Genomic DNA, 13,425 nt, shown 5'->3' on the forward strand with positions numbered 1-13,425 from the left:
GGCCTACGGCTCGAGCGCGTCGCGGGCCGCGATGAGCGCCGCCAGCCTCGCCGCGAACCGCGCCGGCGCATCCGCCTCGCGCTCGAGGAAGCCGCGCCCGGTCTTCGCGCCCAGGTCGCCGCGCTCGGCCCGATCGCGCAGCATCGCGGGGGCGGCGGATGCGTCGCCGAGGGTCGGCAGGATGCCGTCGGCCACGCTCGTCCAGACGTCGAGGCCGCCGAGATCCATGATCTCGAAGGGCCCCGCGAGCGCCCAGCGCGGCCCGAGCCCGGCGGTCACCACGCGGTCGACCTGCTCGGGGCTCGCGACGCCCCGCTCGACGAGGTGCATCGCCTCGCGGTAGAGCGCCGCCTGCAGGCGGTTGGCGATGAAGCCCTCGACCTGGTGCGCGAGCGGCACGGCCGTCTTGCCCGCCGCGGTGAGCAGCGCCACCATCCGCTCGACGGTCTCCGGCGGCGTCGCGGGGCCCGGCACCACCTCGACGAGCGGCACCGTGTCGGCGGGGTTGAAGAAGTGCGCGATCACGAGGCGCGACGGGTCGCGCATGCCGGCCGCGAGCGCGTCGGCCCCGATCGACGAGGTGTTCGAGGCGATGACCGCGTCGGCGTTCGCCGCCTCGACCTCGGCGAGCAGCGCGCGCTTCAGCTCGAGCCGCTCGGGCGCGGCCTCGAGCACGAGCGTCGCGCCCTCGACCGCCGAGGCGACCGAGGCGTGGGCGGATGCGCCGGCCGAGTCGGCTGCGCGGGCGGCGGCGGCCGGGTCGACGTCGAAGACCCGCACCTCGTGGCCGGCGCGCGCAAGCACCCGCGCGATGCCGGCGCCCATGACGCCGGCGCCGAGCACCGCGACGACCTCGCTCATCGGCCGCTCCCCCGCTCGATCCTCGCGCCGAGCCCGAAGCCGGCGATGAGCCGCGACGGCACGAGCGGCAGCAGCGGCGCCGCGAGCCGGTAGCGCCAGTCGCTCACGACGACCCCGCGCCGCCGGCGCAGGGCCGTGAGCCCCTCGCGCACGACCGTCGGCGCATCCGCCCACCCGGCCCGCGGCACGGTGTCGGCCGCGACGCCCATCCGCTCGTGGAACTCCGTCGCGACGAAGCCGGGCAGCAGCGCCGTGACGGTCACGCCGTCGCGGCGATAGCGGGCGTCGAGCGCGCGCGACAGGGCGATCACCTGTGCCTTCGCCGCCGCGTACGAGCCGCTCGGCAGGCGGCCGGCGAGGCTCGCGACGTTGAGGATGCCGCCGCGGCCGCGCTCGCGCATGCCGGGCAGCGCCGCGTGCGCGAGCCGCAGCGGCACCCACGTGAGCAGCTCGTGCATGGCGCGCTCGTCGGCGATGGCGGATGCGTGGAAGGGCTCGGCGACGGCGTGCCCGGCGTTGTTGACGAGCACGTCGACCGGCTGCGCGGCGTCCTGCAGGCGCGCGGCGACCCGCTCGAGCCCGGCCTCGTCCGTGAGGTCGGCGGGCAGCACCTCGACGTCGGCCGCGCCGAGCGCGGGCAGCTCGGCCGCGAGCTCCCGCAGGCGGTCGGCGCTGCGCGCGACGAGCACGAGCGCGAAGCCGTCGGCGGCGAGCTGGCGCGCGAACTCCGCGCCGAGCCCGGCCGAGGCGCCGGTCACGAGGGCGCGCATCTGCATGGCACAACCTTGGCAGAGCCGGAGCGTCGGGACCTGCGCGAAAAGGTACGCTGATCACACCCACGCGGGAGTGGTGGAATTGGCAGACACGCAGGATTTAGGTTCCTGTGCCCTCGTGGCGTGGGGGTTCGAGTCCCCTCTCCCGCACGGCGACCGCCCATCGCGCGAAGGAGCGTCCGTGCCCCACCTGCCAGCTGAGTTCCTCATCGACATCGAGGGGCTGATCTCGGGCGCCGGCGTCTGGGCGCTGCTGCTCGTGTGCGCCATCGTCTTCGTCGAGACGGGGCTGCTGGTCGGCTTCCTGCTGCCGGGCGACACGCTGCTCGTGATCGCCGGCGTGCTCTCCTACACCGGCGTCATCCCGCAGCCCATCTGGCTCGTGATGCTCTGCATCTGGGCGTGCGCGGTCGCGGGCGACCAGCTGGGCTACTTCATCGGGCACAAGGCCGGGCCGCCGATCTTCCAGCGCAAGTCCTCAGGGCTGTTCTCGCATCGCACGATCGAGCGCACCAACCGCTTCTTCCTGAAGTACGGCGCGGCCGCCGTCATCATCGCCCGCTTCATCGGCATCGTCCGCACGTTCATGCCGGTCGCCGCGGGCGTCGGGCGCATGCCGTGGCCGCTGTTCTTCCGGCTCGACGTGCTCGGCGGCCTGCTCTGGGGCGCGGGGCTGCCGCTGCTCGGCTGGGGCGTCGCGCACATCCCCGGCGTCGCCGACCTCGTCACCGAGTACATCGACCTCGTGCTGCTCGGCGTCGTCGCGATCGCCATCTGCTTCATCGTCTGGCACGCGATCCAGTCGCGGCGCGAGGTCGAGCGCGAGATCCGCGACGGCAGCGCCACGGGCGCCGTCGAGACGCTCGACCTCTCGGGCACCGGCCAGCAGCCGGGCATCGAGCGCTGATCGCGCGATGCCCGTCGGGTCAGCCGGCGGGTCAGGCGGCGAGCCAGATCGCCTGCGCGACGTCGGGGCCGACGTCGATCGTCGTCGAGCCGCTGCGCACCTGGATCGAGCCCGAGTAGGGCTTCTGGCCGAGCACCGTCAGCCGCGCGTCGAGCGCGACCCCGGCCCCGGCGAGGAACCGCAGCATGGCCGGGTCGGCGTCCGAGATGCGCACCACCGCGCCCGCGTGGCCGACCTCCGCATCGGCGAGCAGCACCGCATCCGGACGCCGCACCGTGCCGTCGGCGGCCGGGATCGGATCGCCGTGCGGGTCGCGCTCCGGGTCGCCGAGCGAGCGGGCGATCGAGTCGAGCAGCCGGTCGCTCAGCGCGTGCTCGAGGATCTCGGCCTCGTCGTGCACCTCGTCCCAGTCGTAGCCGTGCCGCTCGACGAGCCACGTCTCGACGACCCGGTGGCGGCGCACCTGCCGCACCGCGAGCGCGCGCCCGTCGTCGGTGAGCTCGACCGCGCCGTACGGGCGGTGGCGCACGAGGCCCGCGGCGGCGAGCTTCTTCACCATCTCGGTCACGGTGGAGTTCGCCAGGCCCAGGCGGGATGCCAGCTGCGAGGGGGTGATGGGCTCGGGCTGCCACTCGGTGTGGTGGTAGATCGCCTTGACGTAGTCCTCAGCCGCCGTCGACTGCATGACGCCTCGCTCTCGCCCACCGGATGACGAGCCCCCGGCGGGGCCCGAACAGCAACGCTAGCCCGAACGCGAGCCCCTGCGTCAGCACCACCGCGCCGCCGGGCGAGATGTCCATCCAGAAGGCCGCGATGAGCCCCACCATCGACGCGGCGACCGTGATGCCGACCGACCACGCGAGCAGCGCGTCCCACCGCACGGCGATGAGCGACGCGGTCGCGCCGGGGATGACGAGCATCGCGACGACGAGGATGATGCCGACCGCCTGCAGCGCGGTGACGACGGTGAGCGCGAGCGCGCCGAGCAGCACCGCGTGCAGCAGGCGCGGCCGCAGGCCGATCGCGTGGGCGTGGCCCGGGTCGAAGGCGACGAGGGTCAGGTCGCGGCGCAGCACCACGAGCGTCGCGCAGACGATGGCGCCGACGACGAGCACCTGGGCGATGTCGGCGTCCGAGACGCCGAGCACGTTGCCGAAGAGGATGTGCTGCAGGTCGGTCTGAGCGGGCGTCACCGACACGATCACCAGCCCGAGCGCGAACAGCGTCGTGAACACGACGCCGATCGCCGCATCCGCCTTGATCCTCGACGCCGCCCGCACGCCGCCGATGAGCGCGACCGCCCCGATGCCGAACACGGCGGCGCCGATGGCGAACGGCAGCCCCAGGATGTACGCGAGCGCGACGCCCGGCAGCACCGAGTGCGAGACCGCATCGCCCATGAGCGACCACCCCATCTGCACGAGCCACGTCGACAGCAGCGCGCAGGCGACGGCGGCGACGAGCGTCACGAGGATCGCCCGCAGCATGAAGTCGTAGGCGAAGGGCGCGAGCAGCGCGTCGACGAGCCCCGGATCCATCACCGCTCCTCCCTCGTGCCGGCGCCGAAGGCCGCGGCGATGCGCTCGGGCGTGAGCGTCTCGGCGGGCGGCCCGTGGTGCAGCAGCCGCCCGCGCAGCAGCAGCACCGAGTCGGCGAGCTCGGCCACCCCCGAGAGGTCGTGGTGCACGATCACCACGGTGCGGCCCTGGGCGCGGATGCCGCGCAGCACCTCGGTGATCTGCGCCTCGCTCGTGCGGTCGACCCCCGCGAACGGCTCGTCGAGCAGCAGCAGCTCGGCGTCCTGCGCGATCGCGCGGGCGACGAAGGCGCGCTTGCGCTGCCCGCCCGAGAGCTCGCCGATCTGCCGGTCGGCGAGGTCGGCGATGCCGAGCAGCGCGAGGGCCTCGTCGACGGCCGCGCGGTCGGCGGCGCGCGGGATGCGCAGCAGCCCCATCCGCCCGTAGCGGCCGGTCGTGACGACGTCGCGCACCGTCACCGGGAAGTCCCAGTCGACCGTCTCGGCCTGCGGCACCGAGGCGACGAGGCCGGCGCGGCGCGCCTCGGCGGGGGTGCGCCCGAGGATGCGCACGGTGCCCTCGTGCGGCACCCGCTCGAGCACGGCCGCGAGCATCGACGACTTGCCGGAGCCGTTGACCCCGACGAGCCCGGTGATCTCGCCGGTGCGGATGCGCGCGGTCACGTCGGCGAGCGCGCGCACGTCGCCGTAGCGGACGCCGAGGTGCTCGGCGACGATGGCGTCGGTCATGCTCCCAGCCCCTCCAGGATGATGTCGATGTCGTGCGCGATGAGCGCGAGGTAGGTGGGCGCCGGTCCGTCGGGCTCCGAGAGCGAGTCGACATGCAGCCCGCCGTCGAAGCGCACGCCGGCGTTCCGCGCGATCTGCTGCTGGGTGCCCGGATGCGTCGTGGACTCGCAGAAGACGGTCGGCACGCGCGTCTCGGCGACGACGCCCGCGACCGCCGCGATCGACTGCGGCGTGCCCTGCCCGCCGGCGTTCACGGGCCACAGGCTCGCCTCGGCGAGCCCCGCGTCGCGGGCGAGGTAGCTGAAGGCGCCCTCGCACGTGACGAGCACGCGATGCTGCTCGGGCAGCCGCTCGACGCCCTCGCGGAGCCGCTCGCCCTCAGCCTCGAGCGCGGCCGTCACGGCTGCGGCGCGCGCATCGATCGCGTCGCGCTCGGCGGGCACGAGGTCGCCGATCGCGACGCGCAGCGCCTCGACGTAGCGCGCTCCCTCGGCGGGCGAGACCCAGGCGTGGGCGTTGGGATTGCCCGCGTAGTGGCCGGTCTCGATCGGGATCGGGTCGACGACGTCGCTCAGCACCACGTGCGGCGCATCCGCGCGCTCGACCAGGGTCAGCAGCCAGTCGTCGATGCCCATGCCGTTCGTGACGACGAGGTCGGCGCCCTCGGTGCGCACGAGGTCGCCGGGCGTCGGCTCGTAGTCGTGCACCTCGACGCCGACCCGGGTGAGCGACTCGACCCGGGCGGCGTCGCCTGCGACCTCGCGCGCGATGTCGGCGATCACGGTGAAGGTCGCGAGCACGAGCGGCCGGCCGTCGTCCTCCGGCGCGGCCGGCGCCGGCGACGCGCAGCCCGTCAGCGCGGCGGCGACGCACGCGACGGCCACGGCGATCCTTCGCCGTCCCGCACGCTGTGTTTTCGGCACACCGAAATCATGCCACAGCGTCAGCGGCCGAGCACGCGCTCCGCGAGCGCCGTGAACGCGAGCCGCCGGTGGCTGCGCGCGTCCTTCTCCTCCGGGCTCAGCTCGGCGGCCGCCCGCCCGTCGGCGTCGTGCGGCACGAACACCGGGTCGTACCCGAACCCGCCCTCGCCGCGCGGCGCATCCGCGATCTCGCCCCGCCAGTCGGCCCGCACCGCGAGCTCGCCGTCGGCGTCGACCCACGCCGCGGCGCAGACGAACTGCGCCCCGCGGTCGGCGGTCCCAGCGAGGTTCTGCAGCAGCAGCTCCAGGTTGTCGCGGTCGTCGCGCGTGCCGGCGTAGCGGGCGGAGTGGATGCCGGGCGCGCCGTCGAGCGCGTCGACCTCGATGCCCGAGTCGTCGGCGAGCGCGGGCAGCCCGGTGCGCTCGTGCGCGGCGCGCGCCTTGATGAGCGCGTTCGCCTCGAACGTCTCGCCGTCCTCCACGGGCTCCGGGCCGCTGTCGGGCACGAGCTCGACGCCGGGCAGCAGCGGCGCGAGGATGCGCTGCAGCTCCTCCACCTTGTGCGGGTTGCGCGTCGCCACGACCACCTGCAGGCCCCCGCCGACGACGTCGATGCCGGTCGCTCCCAGGTCGGTCATGCGCCGAGCGCCTCTCGCTGCAGCTCGGTCAGGCGCGCCGTGCCGGCGAGCGCCAGGTCGAGCATCCCGTCGAGCTCCGCGCGGTCGAAGGGCGCGCCCTCGGCGGTGCCCTGCACCTCGATGAGCAGGCCCCGGCCGGTCGCGACGACGTTCATGTCGGTGCCGGCGCGCACGTCCTCGACGTAGGCCAGGTCGAGCATCGGCTCGCCGTCGATCATCCCCACCGACACGGCCGCGACCGAGTCGATCAGCGGCGTCGCGCTCTTGGGCACGCGCCCCTCGGCCTGCGCCCAGCGGATCGCGTCCGCGAGCGCCACGTAGGCGCCCGTGATCGCGGCGGTGCGGGTGCCGCCGTCGGCCTGCAGCACGTCGCAGTCGACCGCGATCGAGAGCTCGCCGAGCGCCCGCATATCGACGCCGGCCCGCAGGGAGCGGCCGATGAGGCGCGAGATCTCGTGCGTGCGGCCGCCGACCTTGCCGCGCACGCTCTCGCGGTCCATCCGCTCGTTCGTCGAGCGCGGCAGCATCGCGTACTCCGCCGTCACCCAGCCCTTGCCCTTGCCCGCCATCCAGCGGGGCACCGTGGGCATGACGGATGCGGTGCACAGCACCTTCGTGGCGCCGAAGGAGATGAGGGCGCTGCCCTCGGCCTGCTGGCTCCAGCCCCGCTCGATCGTCACGTCGCGCAGCTCGTCGAGCTGCCTGCCGTCCTTGCGTGCCATGCCTGGTCCTCTCAGTCGGTGCGGCCGGGGAGCTGGATGACCCCGGTCTGCGTGAACTCCACGTGCGTCACCTCGGGCCCGAGGAACCGGCGCGCGAGCCGCAGGAACGGCTCCTGCGCAGCGGTCGTCGCCTCGAACGCGTAGGCGGGCACGGCGTGCTCGGGCGCGAGCATGCGCCGGTCGCTCAGGATGCGGTAGACGTCCGCCGCGGTCTCCTCCGCGCTCGACACGAGCCGGACGCCGGGACCGGCGACGTAGCCGATCGCGCCGGCGAGCAGCGGGTAGTGCGTGCACCCGAGCACGAGCGTGTCGAGCTCCTCGGCCAGCAGCGGCTCGAGGTACTCGTGCGCGGCGGCGAGCACCTCGTCGCCGGTGGTGACGCCCGCCTCGACGAACTCGACGAAGCGCGGCGCGGCGCCGGCCGCGACGTGCGGCACGCCGGCCTCGGCGAACGCGCGCTGGTAGGCGCCCGAGCCGATCGTGCCCGCGGTGCCGATGACGCCGATCCGCCCGGAGCGGCTCTGGCGCACGGCCGCCCGCACGGCCGGGTCGATGACCTCGACGACCGGGATGCCCATCCCCTGCTCGTAGCGCTCGCGCGCGACGTCGAGGGTCGCCGCGGACGCGGTGTTGCAGGCGATGACGAGCATCTTCACGCCCTGCGCGACGAGCGTGTCGAGCACGTCGAGCGCGAGGCGCCGCACCTCCGACTGCGCGCGCGGGCCGTAGGGGCCGTTGGCGGTGTCGCCGATGTACGTGATCGACTCGGCGGGCAGCTGGTCGATGATCGCGCGCGCCACGGTGAGCCCGCCGACGCCGCTGTCGAAGACTCCGATCGGCCGCTGCACGTCGGCAAGCCTAGCCGCGGGGCGCGGGCACAGGCTCGCCGAGGGGTCGGCCGGTATTGTCAGCACCCCGCGACCGGGAGGAGCCCCCGCGTGATCGAGTTCGCAGCCGTGCGCAAGGAGTACCCCGACGGCACGGTCGCCGTCGAGGACTTCAGCCTGGTCGTCCCCTCGCACGCCGTCGTCGTGCTCGTCGGCTCCTCCGGCTGCGGCAAGACGACCCTGCTGCGCATGGTGAACCGCATGGTCGATCCCACGAGCGGCACGGTCTCCATCGACGGCGACGACGTGCGCGCGATGGACAAGGTGCAGCTGCGCCGCTCGATCGGCTACGTGCTCCAGGCGGGCGGCCTGCTCCCCCACCGCACCGTCGCCGACAACGTCGCCACGGTGCCGGTGCTCCAGGGCGCGAACCGTCGCGAGGCGCGCCGCGCCGCCCTCGGCCTGCTCGAGCGCGTCGGCCTCGATCCGGCGCTCGGCGACCGCTACCCGCTGCAGCTCTCGGGCGGCCAGCAGCAGCGCGTCGGCGTCGCCCGCGCCCTCGCCGCCGATCCGAACATCCTGCTCATGGACGAGCCCTTCGGCGCCGTCGATCCCATCGTGCGCGACCAGCTGCAGGAGGAGATGCGCACGCTGCAGCGCGAGCTGGGCAAGACGATCCTCTTCGTCACGCACGACATCGACGAGGCCTTCGCGCTCGGCGACGAGGTGCTCGTGCTGCGCAAGGGCGCCGAGATCGCGCAGCGCGGCACGCCCGCCGAGATCCTCGCCCACCCCGCGGACGAGTTCGTCTCGCGCTTCGTGGGGGCGGGCACCGCGCGTCGCACGCTCTCGGTGCGCGAGGTCGACGGCCGCCGGATCGTCGTCGACGGCGACGACCGCCCCACCGGCGTGCTGGCGGAGTAGGCCCAGCCCATGAACTGGCTGAGCCAGAACCTGCACATCGTGTGGTCGCTGCTGCTCGACCACCTGTGGCTCTCGATCGTTCCCATCGTGCTCGCGCTCGTGATCTCGATCCCGCTCGGCTGGCTCGCCGCCCGCTATCCGCGCGCCCGCACCGCGCTGCTGACCGGCACCGGCCTCCTCTACGCGATCCCCTCGCTGGCCCTGTTCATCATGATCCCCGCGATCGTGGGCCTCTCGGCGCGCTCCCCCTGGGTCGCGATCATCGGCCTCACGCTCTACGGCTGCGCGCTGATGGTGCGCGGGGCCGCCGACGCCTTCGGATCGGTCTCGCGCGAGACGATGCTCGCCGCCGACGCCCTCGGCCACTCCCCCTGGGCGCGGTTCTGGGCGGTCGAGCTGCCGCTCTCCGGTCCGGTGCTCGTCTCGTCGCTGCGGGTCATGGCGGTCTCGACCGTCAGCCTCGTCACGATCGGCGCCGTGATCGGCATCTCGAGCCTCGGCACGCTCTTCACCGACGGCTTCCAGCGCGGCATCGACGCCTCGATCATCACGGGCATCGTGCTCACGGTCGTGGTCGCCTTCGCGATCGACGCGGTCGTGCTGCTGCTCGGCAGGCTCGCGATGCCCTGGCAGGCGGCGGTGCGCGCATGAACCTGTTCGCCGAGGCCCTCGCCCACCTCTTCGACCCCGCGAGCTGGCAGGGCACGAACTCGCTCGGCCTGCGCATCCTCGAGCACCTCGGCTTCTCGGGCGCCGTGCTGCTCGCCGCGGCCGCCATCGGCATCCCCGCCGGCGTCCTCATCGGCCACACCGGCAGGGGTCGCGGGCTCGTCGTGGCGCTGACGAGCGGCGCGCGGGCGATCCCCACCCTGGGGCTGCTCACGATCTTCGGCCTCGCCCTCGGCATCGGGCTCGAGGCCCCCTTCCTCGCCCTGCTCGTGCTCGCGCTGCCGCCCGTGCTGGCCGGGGCGTACGCCGGCGTCGAGGCCGTCGACCGGCAGGTGGTGGGCGCGGCGCGCGCGATCGGCATGACCGAGCGCGAGATCGTGCAGCGCGTCGAGCTGCCGCTCGCGGCGCCGGTGCTCATCGGCGGCGTGCGCTCGGCGGCCCTCCAGGTCATCTCGACCGCGACCCTCGCCGCGTACGTCTCGAACACGGGCCTCGGCAGGCCGATCTTCCAGGGCGTCAAGGCGGGCGACTACGAGGTCATGCTGGCCGGCGCCCTGCTCGTGGCGCTGCTCTCGCTCGTCGTCGAGCTCGTCTTCCAGGCGATCCAATCCGCGGCCGGCCGTCGTGCCGAACCGCACACCGTCCCCGCTCGGGCGTCCGCCCGCGCTCCAGAGAGGAACACCGCATGACCAGCATCCCCCGCAAGGCGGGCGCCGCCCTCGCCGCGATCGCAGCGACGGGCCTCGTGCTCACCGGCTGCGCCAACGCCGACCCGCTCGAGGAGGGCTCCGCGGAGCCCACGACGAGCGGCGACGCGACGAGCCTCGTCGTCGGCTCGCAGGACTACTACTCGAACGAGATCATCGCCGAGCTCTACGCCCAGGCCCTCGAGGCCGGCGGCTACACGATCGAGCGCGACCTGCGCATCGGCCAGCGCGAGGTCTACCTGCCCGAGATCGAGTCGGGCGCGATCGACGTCTTCCCCGAGTACACGGGCCCGCTGCTGCAGGTGTGGGCCGAGGAGCCCACCGAGCGCCTCAGCGAGGACGTCTACGCCGCCCTCACCGAGGCCGCGCCCGAGGGCATCACGGTGCTCGACCAGGCGCCGGCCACCGACCAGGACTCCTACGTCGTCACGCGCGAGTTCGCCGAGGAGCACGACCTCACGACGATCGCCGACCTGGCGAACGTCGACGAGCCGCTCACGATGGGCGCGAACTCCGAGGCCGAGACCCGCCCGAACGGACCGCAGGGCCTCGCCGACACCTACGGCATCGAGGTCGGCTTCACGCCGATCGAGGACAGCGGCGGCCCGCTCACGATCCGCGCGCTGCAGGACGGCGACGTCCAGCTCGCGATCGTCTACACCGGCGACCCGTCGATCGCCGCGAACGACCTCGTCGTGCTCGAGGACCCCGAGGGCCTGTTCCTCGCCTCGAACGTCGTGCCGGTCGTGAGCGACCGCGTCGACGAGGAGGCGCAGGGCATCATCGACGAGGTGAGCGCAGCGCTGACCTCGGAGGAGCTCCTCGCCCTCAACGGCCGCTCGGTCGACGAGCAGGCGCCGGCCGCCGACATCGCCGCCGCCTGGCTCGAGGAGCAGGGCCTGCTCGGCTGAGCCTCCGCGACGACCCGGGAAGGGCGCTCACCCTCGCGGTGGGCGCCCTTCCCGCACCATGCGGTGCATCGGGATGCCGCCCCACGTCGGGCCCGTCGACACCCGCTCGTCGAGGTGCCGGAAGCCGCGGCGCTCGTAGAAGCGGCCCGCGCGCTCGTTGCCGTCGATGAGCCACAGGTACAGCGCGCGGTCGTCGACGACCGCGTCGAAGAGCGCGGCGCCGACCGCGGTGCCGTGCATCTCGGCGGCCACGTAGAGCCGGTCGAGCTCTCGCTCGGCGGGCGGCGGCACGAGCCCCAGCTCGACCTCCCAGCGGGCGGGCGCGGCGCTCGACGCCGCGAGGCCCACGATGCGGTCGCCCTGCCACGCGATGCGGCGCACGGCGTCGCCCGGCTCCGCGAAGGCGCGCGCGAGCCCGACGACGTTCGCCTGCGCGAGCCCGCGCACCCCGAAGTCGTCGGGCAGCCTGCCCGCGTACGTGCGCTCCTGCTCCCGCACGAGGAAGGCGGCCCAGGCGGGCGCGTCGGCGGGCGTCGGCTCGCGCAGCGCGACGCCGTCGGGCAGGGGGCGGATGGTTCGGGGCACCGAGCCACGCTACCGGGCGTCGTCGAGGCGGTCGCCCCAGGCCGCCGTCGTAGGCTGGCGCTCGTGACCGACACCGCGCTCATGACCGACCGCTACGAGCTGACGATGATCGATGCCGCGATGCGCTCCGGCACCGCGTTCCGGCCCTCCGTCTTCGAGGCCTTCGCCCGCCGCCTGCCGGGTGCTCGCCGCTACGGCGTGGTCGCCGGCACCGGCCGCTTCCTCGACCGGGTCGCCGAGTTCCGCTTCGGCGACGCGGAGCTGCGCTTCCTCCGCGACCATCGCATCGTCTCGGCGGAGCTGCTCGACTGGCTCGCCGACTACCGCTTCTCGGGCGACATCCGCGGCTACGCGGAGGGCGAGCTCTACTTCCCCGGCTCCCCGATCCTGGTGGTCGAGGGCACCTTCGCCGAGGCGGTCGTGCTCGAGACCGTGGCGCTCTCGGTGCTCAACTACGACTCGGCCGTGGCGAACGCCGCGACGCGCATGACGCGCGCCGCGAAGGGGCGGCCGGTCGCCGAGATGGGCTCGCGCCGCGCGAGCGAGGAGTCGGCCGTGGCGGCCGCCCGCGCCGCGTACATCGCCGGCTTCGACGCCACCAGCAACCTCGCCGCGGGCGCCCGCTGGGGCATCCCCACCATGGGCACGGCGGCGCACTCGTTCACGCTGCTGCACGACTCCGAGGCCGAGGCCTTCCAGGCGCAGATCGACGTGCTCGGCGTCGGCACGACGCTGCTCGTCGACACGTACGACATCGAGCAGGGCATCCGCACGGCGATCGAGGTCGCCGGCACCGGCCTCGGCGGCATCCGCCTCGACTCGGGCGACCTCGCCGAGGTGGCCGCCGATGCCCGCGCGCTGCTCGACTCGCTCGGCGCGACCGGCACGCGCATCACCGTCACGAGCGACCTCGACGAGTACGCGATCGCGGGCCTGCAGGCGAGCCCGGTGGATGCGTACGGCGTCGGCACGAGCGTCGTCACCGGCTCGGGCGCGCCCGCCGCCGGCATGGTCTACAAGCTCGTCGCGCGCCAGGGTGACGACGGCGCCTGGGTGGGCGTCGGCAAGCGGAGCGAGGACAAGGCGTCGCACCCGGGCGAGAAGGTGGCCGTGCGCCGCCTCGAGGGCGGCGTCGCCGTCGAGGAGGCGGTGCTCGTCACCGACCACCGCGCGACGCTCGACGCGGCGGCCGCGGGCGGCCGCGCGCTGCAGGTGCCGCTCGTGGCGGGCGGGGAGATCGACGACCGCTGGCTCGGCCACGGGGGCGTCGAGCTGGCGCGCGAGCGCCACGCCGCGTCGGTCGAGGAGCTGCCGGTCGAGGCGCACCGCCTCGCCCGCGGCGAGCCCGCCATCCCGACGGTGTTCCGCTGAGGCCAGTGTTCCGCTGAGGCGTCCGGCGCGCGGCTACTCCTCGCGCAGGCGCTCGTAGATCTCCTTGCAGCTCGGGCAGATCGGGAACTTCTCCGGGTCGCGGCCAGGCGTCCACTTCTTGCCGCAGAGCGCCCGCACCGGCTTGCCCGAGAGCGCCGACTGCAGGATCTTCTCCTTCTTGACGTAGTGGGAGAAGCGATCGTGGTCGCCGTCCTCCACCGACTCCTCGTTGAGGAGCTTCTCGAGCTCGCGGTCGAGCACGTCGGTGCTCCCGCCGGAGCCGACGCTGCCGGGGCCAGGGCTGTCCGGTCCGAACGTGTCAGTCATGGGTCCATGATCCC

General features: G+C 74.2%; 17 protein-coding genes and 1 tRNA gene. 7 read left to right on the forward strand and 11 right to left on the reverse strand.

The features are described from left to right. Positions 1–3: 3 nt before the first annotated feature. Complete coding sequence (locus tag MU522_RS00305; protein WP_246991648.1) at positions 4–861, reverse strand: 3-hydroxyacyl-CoA dehydrogenase family protein; 858 nt, start codon at positions 859–861, stop codon at positions 4–6. Then, positions 858–1,637 carry an SDR family NAD(P)-dependent oxidoreductase gene (locus MU522_RS00310; protein WP_246991650.1) on the reverse strand — a complete coding sequence of 260 codons (780 nt, stop codon included), beginning with the start codon at positions 1,635–1,637 and terminating at the stop codon, positions 858–860. The genes MU522_RS00305 and MU522_RS00310 overlap by 4 nt, the downstream gene beginning before the upstream one ends. A gap of 64 nt (positions 1,638–1,701) precedes the next feature. On the opposite strand from MU522_RS00310, the gene MU522_RS00315 reads away from it, so the two are divergent. Together MU522_RS00315 and MU522_RS00320 are read left to right on the forward strand one after the other, a co-directional pair. Next, positions 1,702–1,784, forward strand: a tRNA-Leu gene (locus tag MU522_RS00315). Positions 1,785–1,815: 31 nt separating this feature from the next. Next, positions 1,816–2,541, forward strand: coding sequence for a DedA family protein (locus MU522_RS00320; RefSeq protein WP_128188442.1), 726 nt, complete (start codon positions 1,816–1,818; stop codon positions 2,539–2,541). Positions 2,542–2,572: 31 nt separating this feature from the next. Here the strand turns inward: MU522_RS00320 and MU522_RS00325 are convergent, their stop codons facing one another. Genes MU522_RS00325 through murI form a run of 7 tightly spaced genes read right to left on the reverse strand, consistent with a single transcriptional unit; the run spans position 2,573 to position 7,938 of the window. Further along, on the reverse strand, positions 2,573–3,226 hold the full coding sequence (locus MU522_RS00325) for a metal-dependent transcriptional regulator (RefSeq protein WP_128188441.1): 654 nt from the start codon (positions 3,224–3,226) through the stop codon (positions 2,573–2,575). After that, the gene (locus MU522_RS00330) at positions 3,207–4,079 is read right to left on the reverse strand and encodes a metal ABC transporter permease (protein WP_246991652.1); all 873 of its coding nucleotides are present in this window, start codon (positions 4,077–4,079) and stop codon (positions 3,207–3,209) included. Before MU522_RS00330 ends, MU522_RS00325 begins: the two co-directional genes overlap by 20 nt. Further along, positions 4,079–4,807, reverse strand: a complete 729-nt coding sequence (locus tag MU522_RS00335) for a metal ABC transporter ATP-binding protein (protein WP_128188439.1) — start codon at positions 4,805–4,807, stop codon at positions 4,079–4,081. Before MU522_RS00335 ends, MU522_RS00330 begins: the two co-directional genes overlap by 1 nt. After that, positions 4,804–5,691 carry a zinc ABC transporter substrate-binding protein gene (locus MU522_RS00340; RefSeq protein WP_146356751.1) on the reverse strand — a complete coding sequence of 296 codons (888 nt, stop codon included), beginning with the start codon at positions 5,689–5,691 and terminating at the stop codon, positions 4,804–4,806. The genes MU522_RS00335 and MU522_RS00340 overlap by 4 nt, the downstream gene beginning before the upstream one ends. 59 nt (positions 5,692–5,750) lie before the next feature. Then, complete coding sequence (gene rdgB / locus MU522_RS00345; RefSeq protein WP_246991654.1) at positions 5,751–6,368, reverse strand: RdgB/HAM1 family non-canonical purine NTP pyrophosphatase; 618 nt, start codon at positions 6,366–6,368, stop codon at positions 5,751–5,753. Next, a complete protein-coding gene (rph, locus tag MU522_RS00350) occupies positions 6,365–7,090 on the reverse strand; it encodes a ribonuclease PH (RefSeq protein WP_128188436.1) in 726 nt (241 codons plus the stop codon). Before rph ends, rdgB begins: the two co-directional genes overlap by 4 nt. Positions 7,091–7,101: 11 nt before the next feature. Beyond that, positions 7,102–7,938, reverse strand: a complete 837-nt coding sequence (murI, locus tag MU522_RS00355; protein WP_310124351.1) for a glutamate racemase — start codon at positions 7,936–7,938, stop codon at positions 7,102–7,104. A 90-nt stretch (positions 7,939–8,028) separates the two neighbouring features. On the opposite strand from murI, the gene MU522_RS00360 reads away from it, so the two are divergent. The 4 genes from MU522_RS00360 to MU522_RS00375 are packed head-to-tail and all read left to right on the forward strand — an operon-like array spanning position 8,029 to position 11,128. Further along, positions 8,029–8,841, forward strand: coding sequence for an ATP-binding cassette domain-containing protein (locus MU522_RS00360; protein ID WP_246991656.1), 813 nt, complete (start codon positions 8,029–8,031; stop codon positions 8,839–8,841). 9 nt (positions 8,842–8,850) lie between these two features. Next, positions 8,851–9,492: an ABC transporter permease subunit gene (locus MU522_RS00365; RefSeq protein WP_146356743.1), complete on the forward strand. Its 642-nt coding sequence runs from the start codon at positions 8,851–8,853 to the stop codon at positions 9,490–9,492. After that, on the forward strand, positions 9,489–10,199 hold the full coding sequence (locus MU522_RS00370; protein ID WP_246991658.1) for an ABC transporter permease subunit: 711 nt from the start codon (positions 9,489–9,491) through the stop codon (positions 10,197–10,199). Before MU522_RS00365 ends, MU522_RS00370 begins: the two co-directional genes overlap by 4 nt. Beyond that, on the forward strand, positions 10,196–11,128 hold the full coding sequence (locus MU522_RS00375; protein WP_146356739.1) for an ABC transporter substrate-binding protein: 933 nt from the start codon (positions 10,196–10,198) through the stop codon (positions 11,126–11,128). Before MU522_RS00370 ends, MU522_RS00375 begins: the two co-directional genes overlap by 4 nt. 27 nt (positions 11,129–11,155) lie before the next feature. Here the strand turns inward: MU522_RS00375 and MU522_RS00380 are convergent, their stop codons facing one another. Beyond that, a complete protein-coding gene (locus tag MU522_RS00380; protein ID WP_246991661.1) occupies positions 11,156–11,713 on the reverse strand; it encodes a GNAT family N-acetyltransferase in 558 nt (185 codons plus the stop codon). A gap of 54 nt (positions 11,714–11,767) precedes the next feature. Between MU522_RS00380 and MU522_RS00385 the strand changes: the two genes are divergently transcribed. Next, positions 11,768–13,084, forward strand: coding sequence for a nicotinate phosphoribosyltransferase (locus MU522_RS00385; protein ID WP_263970124.1), 1,317 nt, complete (start codon positions 11,768–11,770; stop codon positions 13,082–13,084). Between the two features lie 33 nt (positions 13,085–13,117). On the opposite strand, the gene MU522_RS00390 is transcribed toward MU522_RS00385, so the two are convergent. Then, positions 13,118–13,411: a DUF3039 domain-containing protein gene (locus MU522_RS00390; RefSeq protein WP_146356735.1), complete on the reverse strand. Its 294-nt coding sequence runs from the start codon at positions 13,409–13,411 to the stop codon at positions 13,118–13,120. Between the last annotated feature and the right edge of the window lie 14 nt (positions 13,412–13,425).

The sequence above is a fragment of the Agrococcus sp. SCSIO52902 genome, assembly GCF_022983135.1.
GTDB classification, from domain to species: Bacteria; Actinomycetota; Actinomycetes; order Actinomycetales; family Microbacteriaceae; genus Agrococcus; species Agrococcus sediminis.

Excerpts from the sequence above, each read along its gene's own strand:
- MU522_RS00325 (WP_128188441.1), bottom strand. The coding sequence starts at position 3,226 with ATGCAGTCGACGGCGGCTGAGGACTACGTCAAGGCGATCTACCACCAC.
- MU522_RS00365 (WP_146356743.1), top strand. The coding sequence starts at position 8,851 with ATGAACTGGCTGAGCCAGAACCTGCACATCGTGTGGTCGCTGCTGCTC.
- MU522_RS00305 (WP_246991648.1), bottom strand. The coding sequence starts at position 861 with ATGAGCGAGGTCGTCGCGGTGCTCGGCGCCGGCGTCATGGGCGCCGGC.
- MU522_RS00335 (WP_128188439.1), bottom strand. The coding sequence starts at position 4,807 with ATGACCGACGCCATCGTCGCCGAGCACCTCGGCGTCCGCTACGGCGAC.
- MU522_RS00310 (WP_246991650.1), bottom strand. The coding sequence starts at position 1,637 with ATGCAGATGCGCGCCCTCGTGACCGGCGCCTCGGCCGGGCTCGGCGCG.
- rdgB (WP_246991654.1), bottom strand. The coding sequence starts at position 6,368 with ATGACCGACCTGGGAGCGACCGGCATCGACGTCGTCGGCGGGGGCCTG.
- MU522_RS00330 (WP_246991652.1), bottom strand. The coding sequence starts at position 4,079 with ATGGATCCGGGGCTCGTCGACGCGCTGCTCGCGCCCTTCGCCTACGAC.
- MU522_RS00390 (WP_146356735.1), bottom strand. The coding sequence starts at position 13,411 with ATGACTGACACGTTCGGACCGGACAGCCCTGGCCCCGGCAGCGTCGGC.
- MU522_RS00375 (WP_146356739.1), top strand. The coding sequence starts at position 10,196 with ATGACCAGCATCCCCCGCAAGGCGGGCGCCGCCCTCGCCGCGATCGCA.
- MU522_RS00370 (WP_246991658.1), top strand. The coding sequence starts at position 9,489 with ATGAACCTGTTCGCCGAGGCCCTCGCCCACCTCTTCGACCCCGCGAGC.
- rph (WP_128188436.1), bottom strand. The coding sequence starts at position 7,090 with ATGGCACGCAAGGACGGCAGGCAGCTCGACGAGCTGCGCGACGTGACG.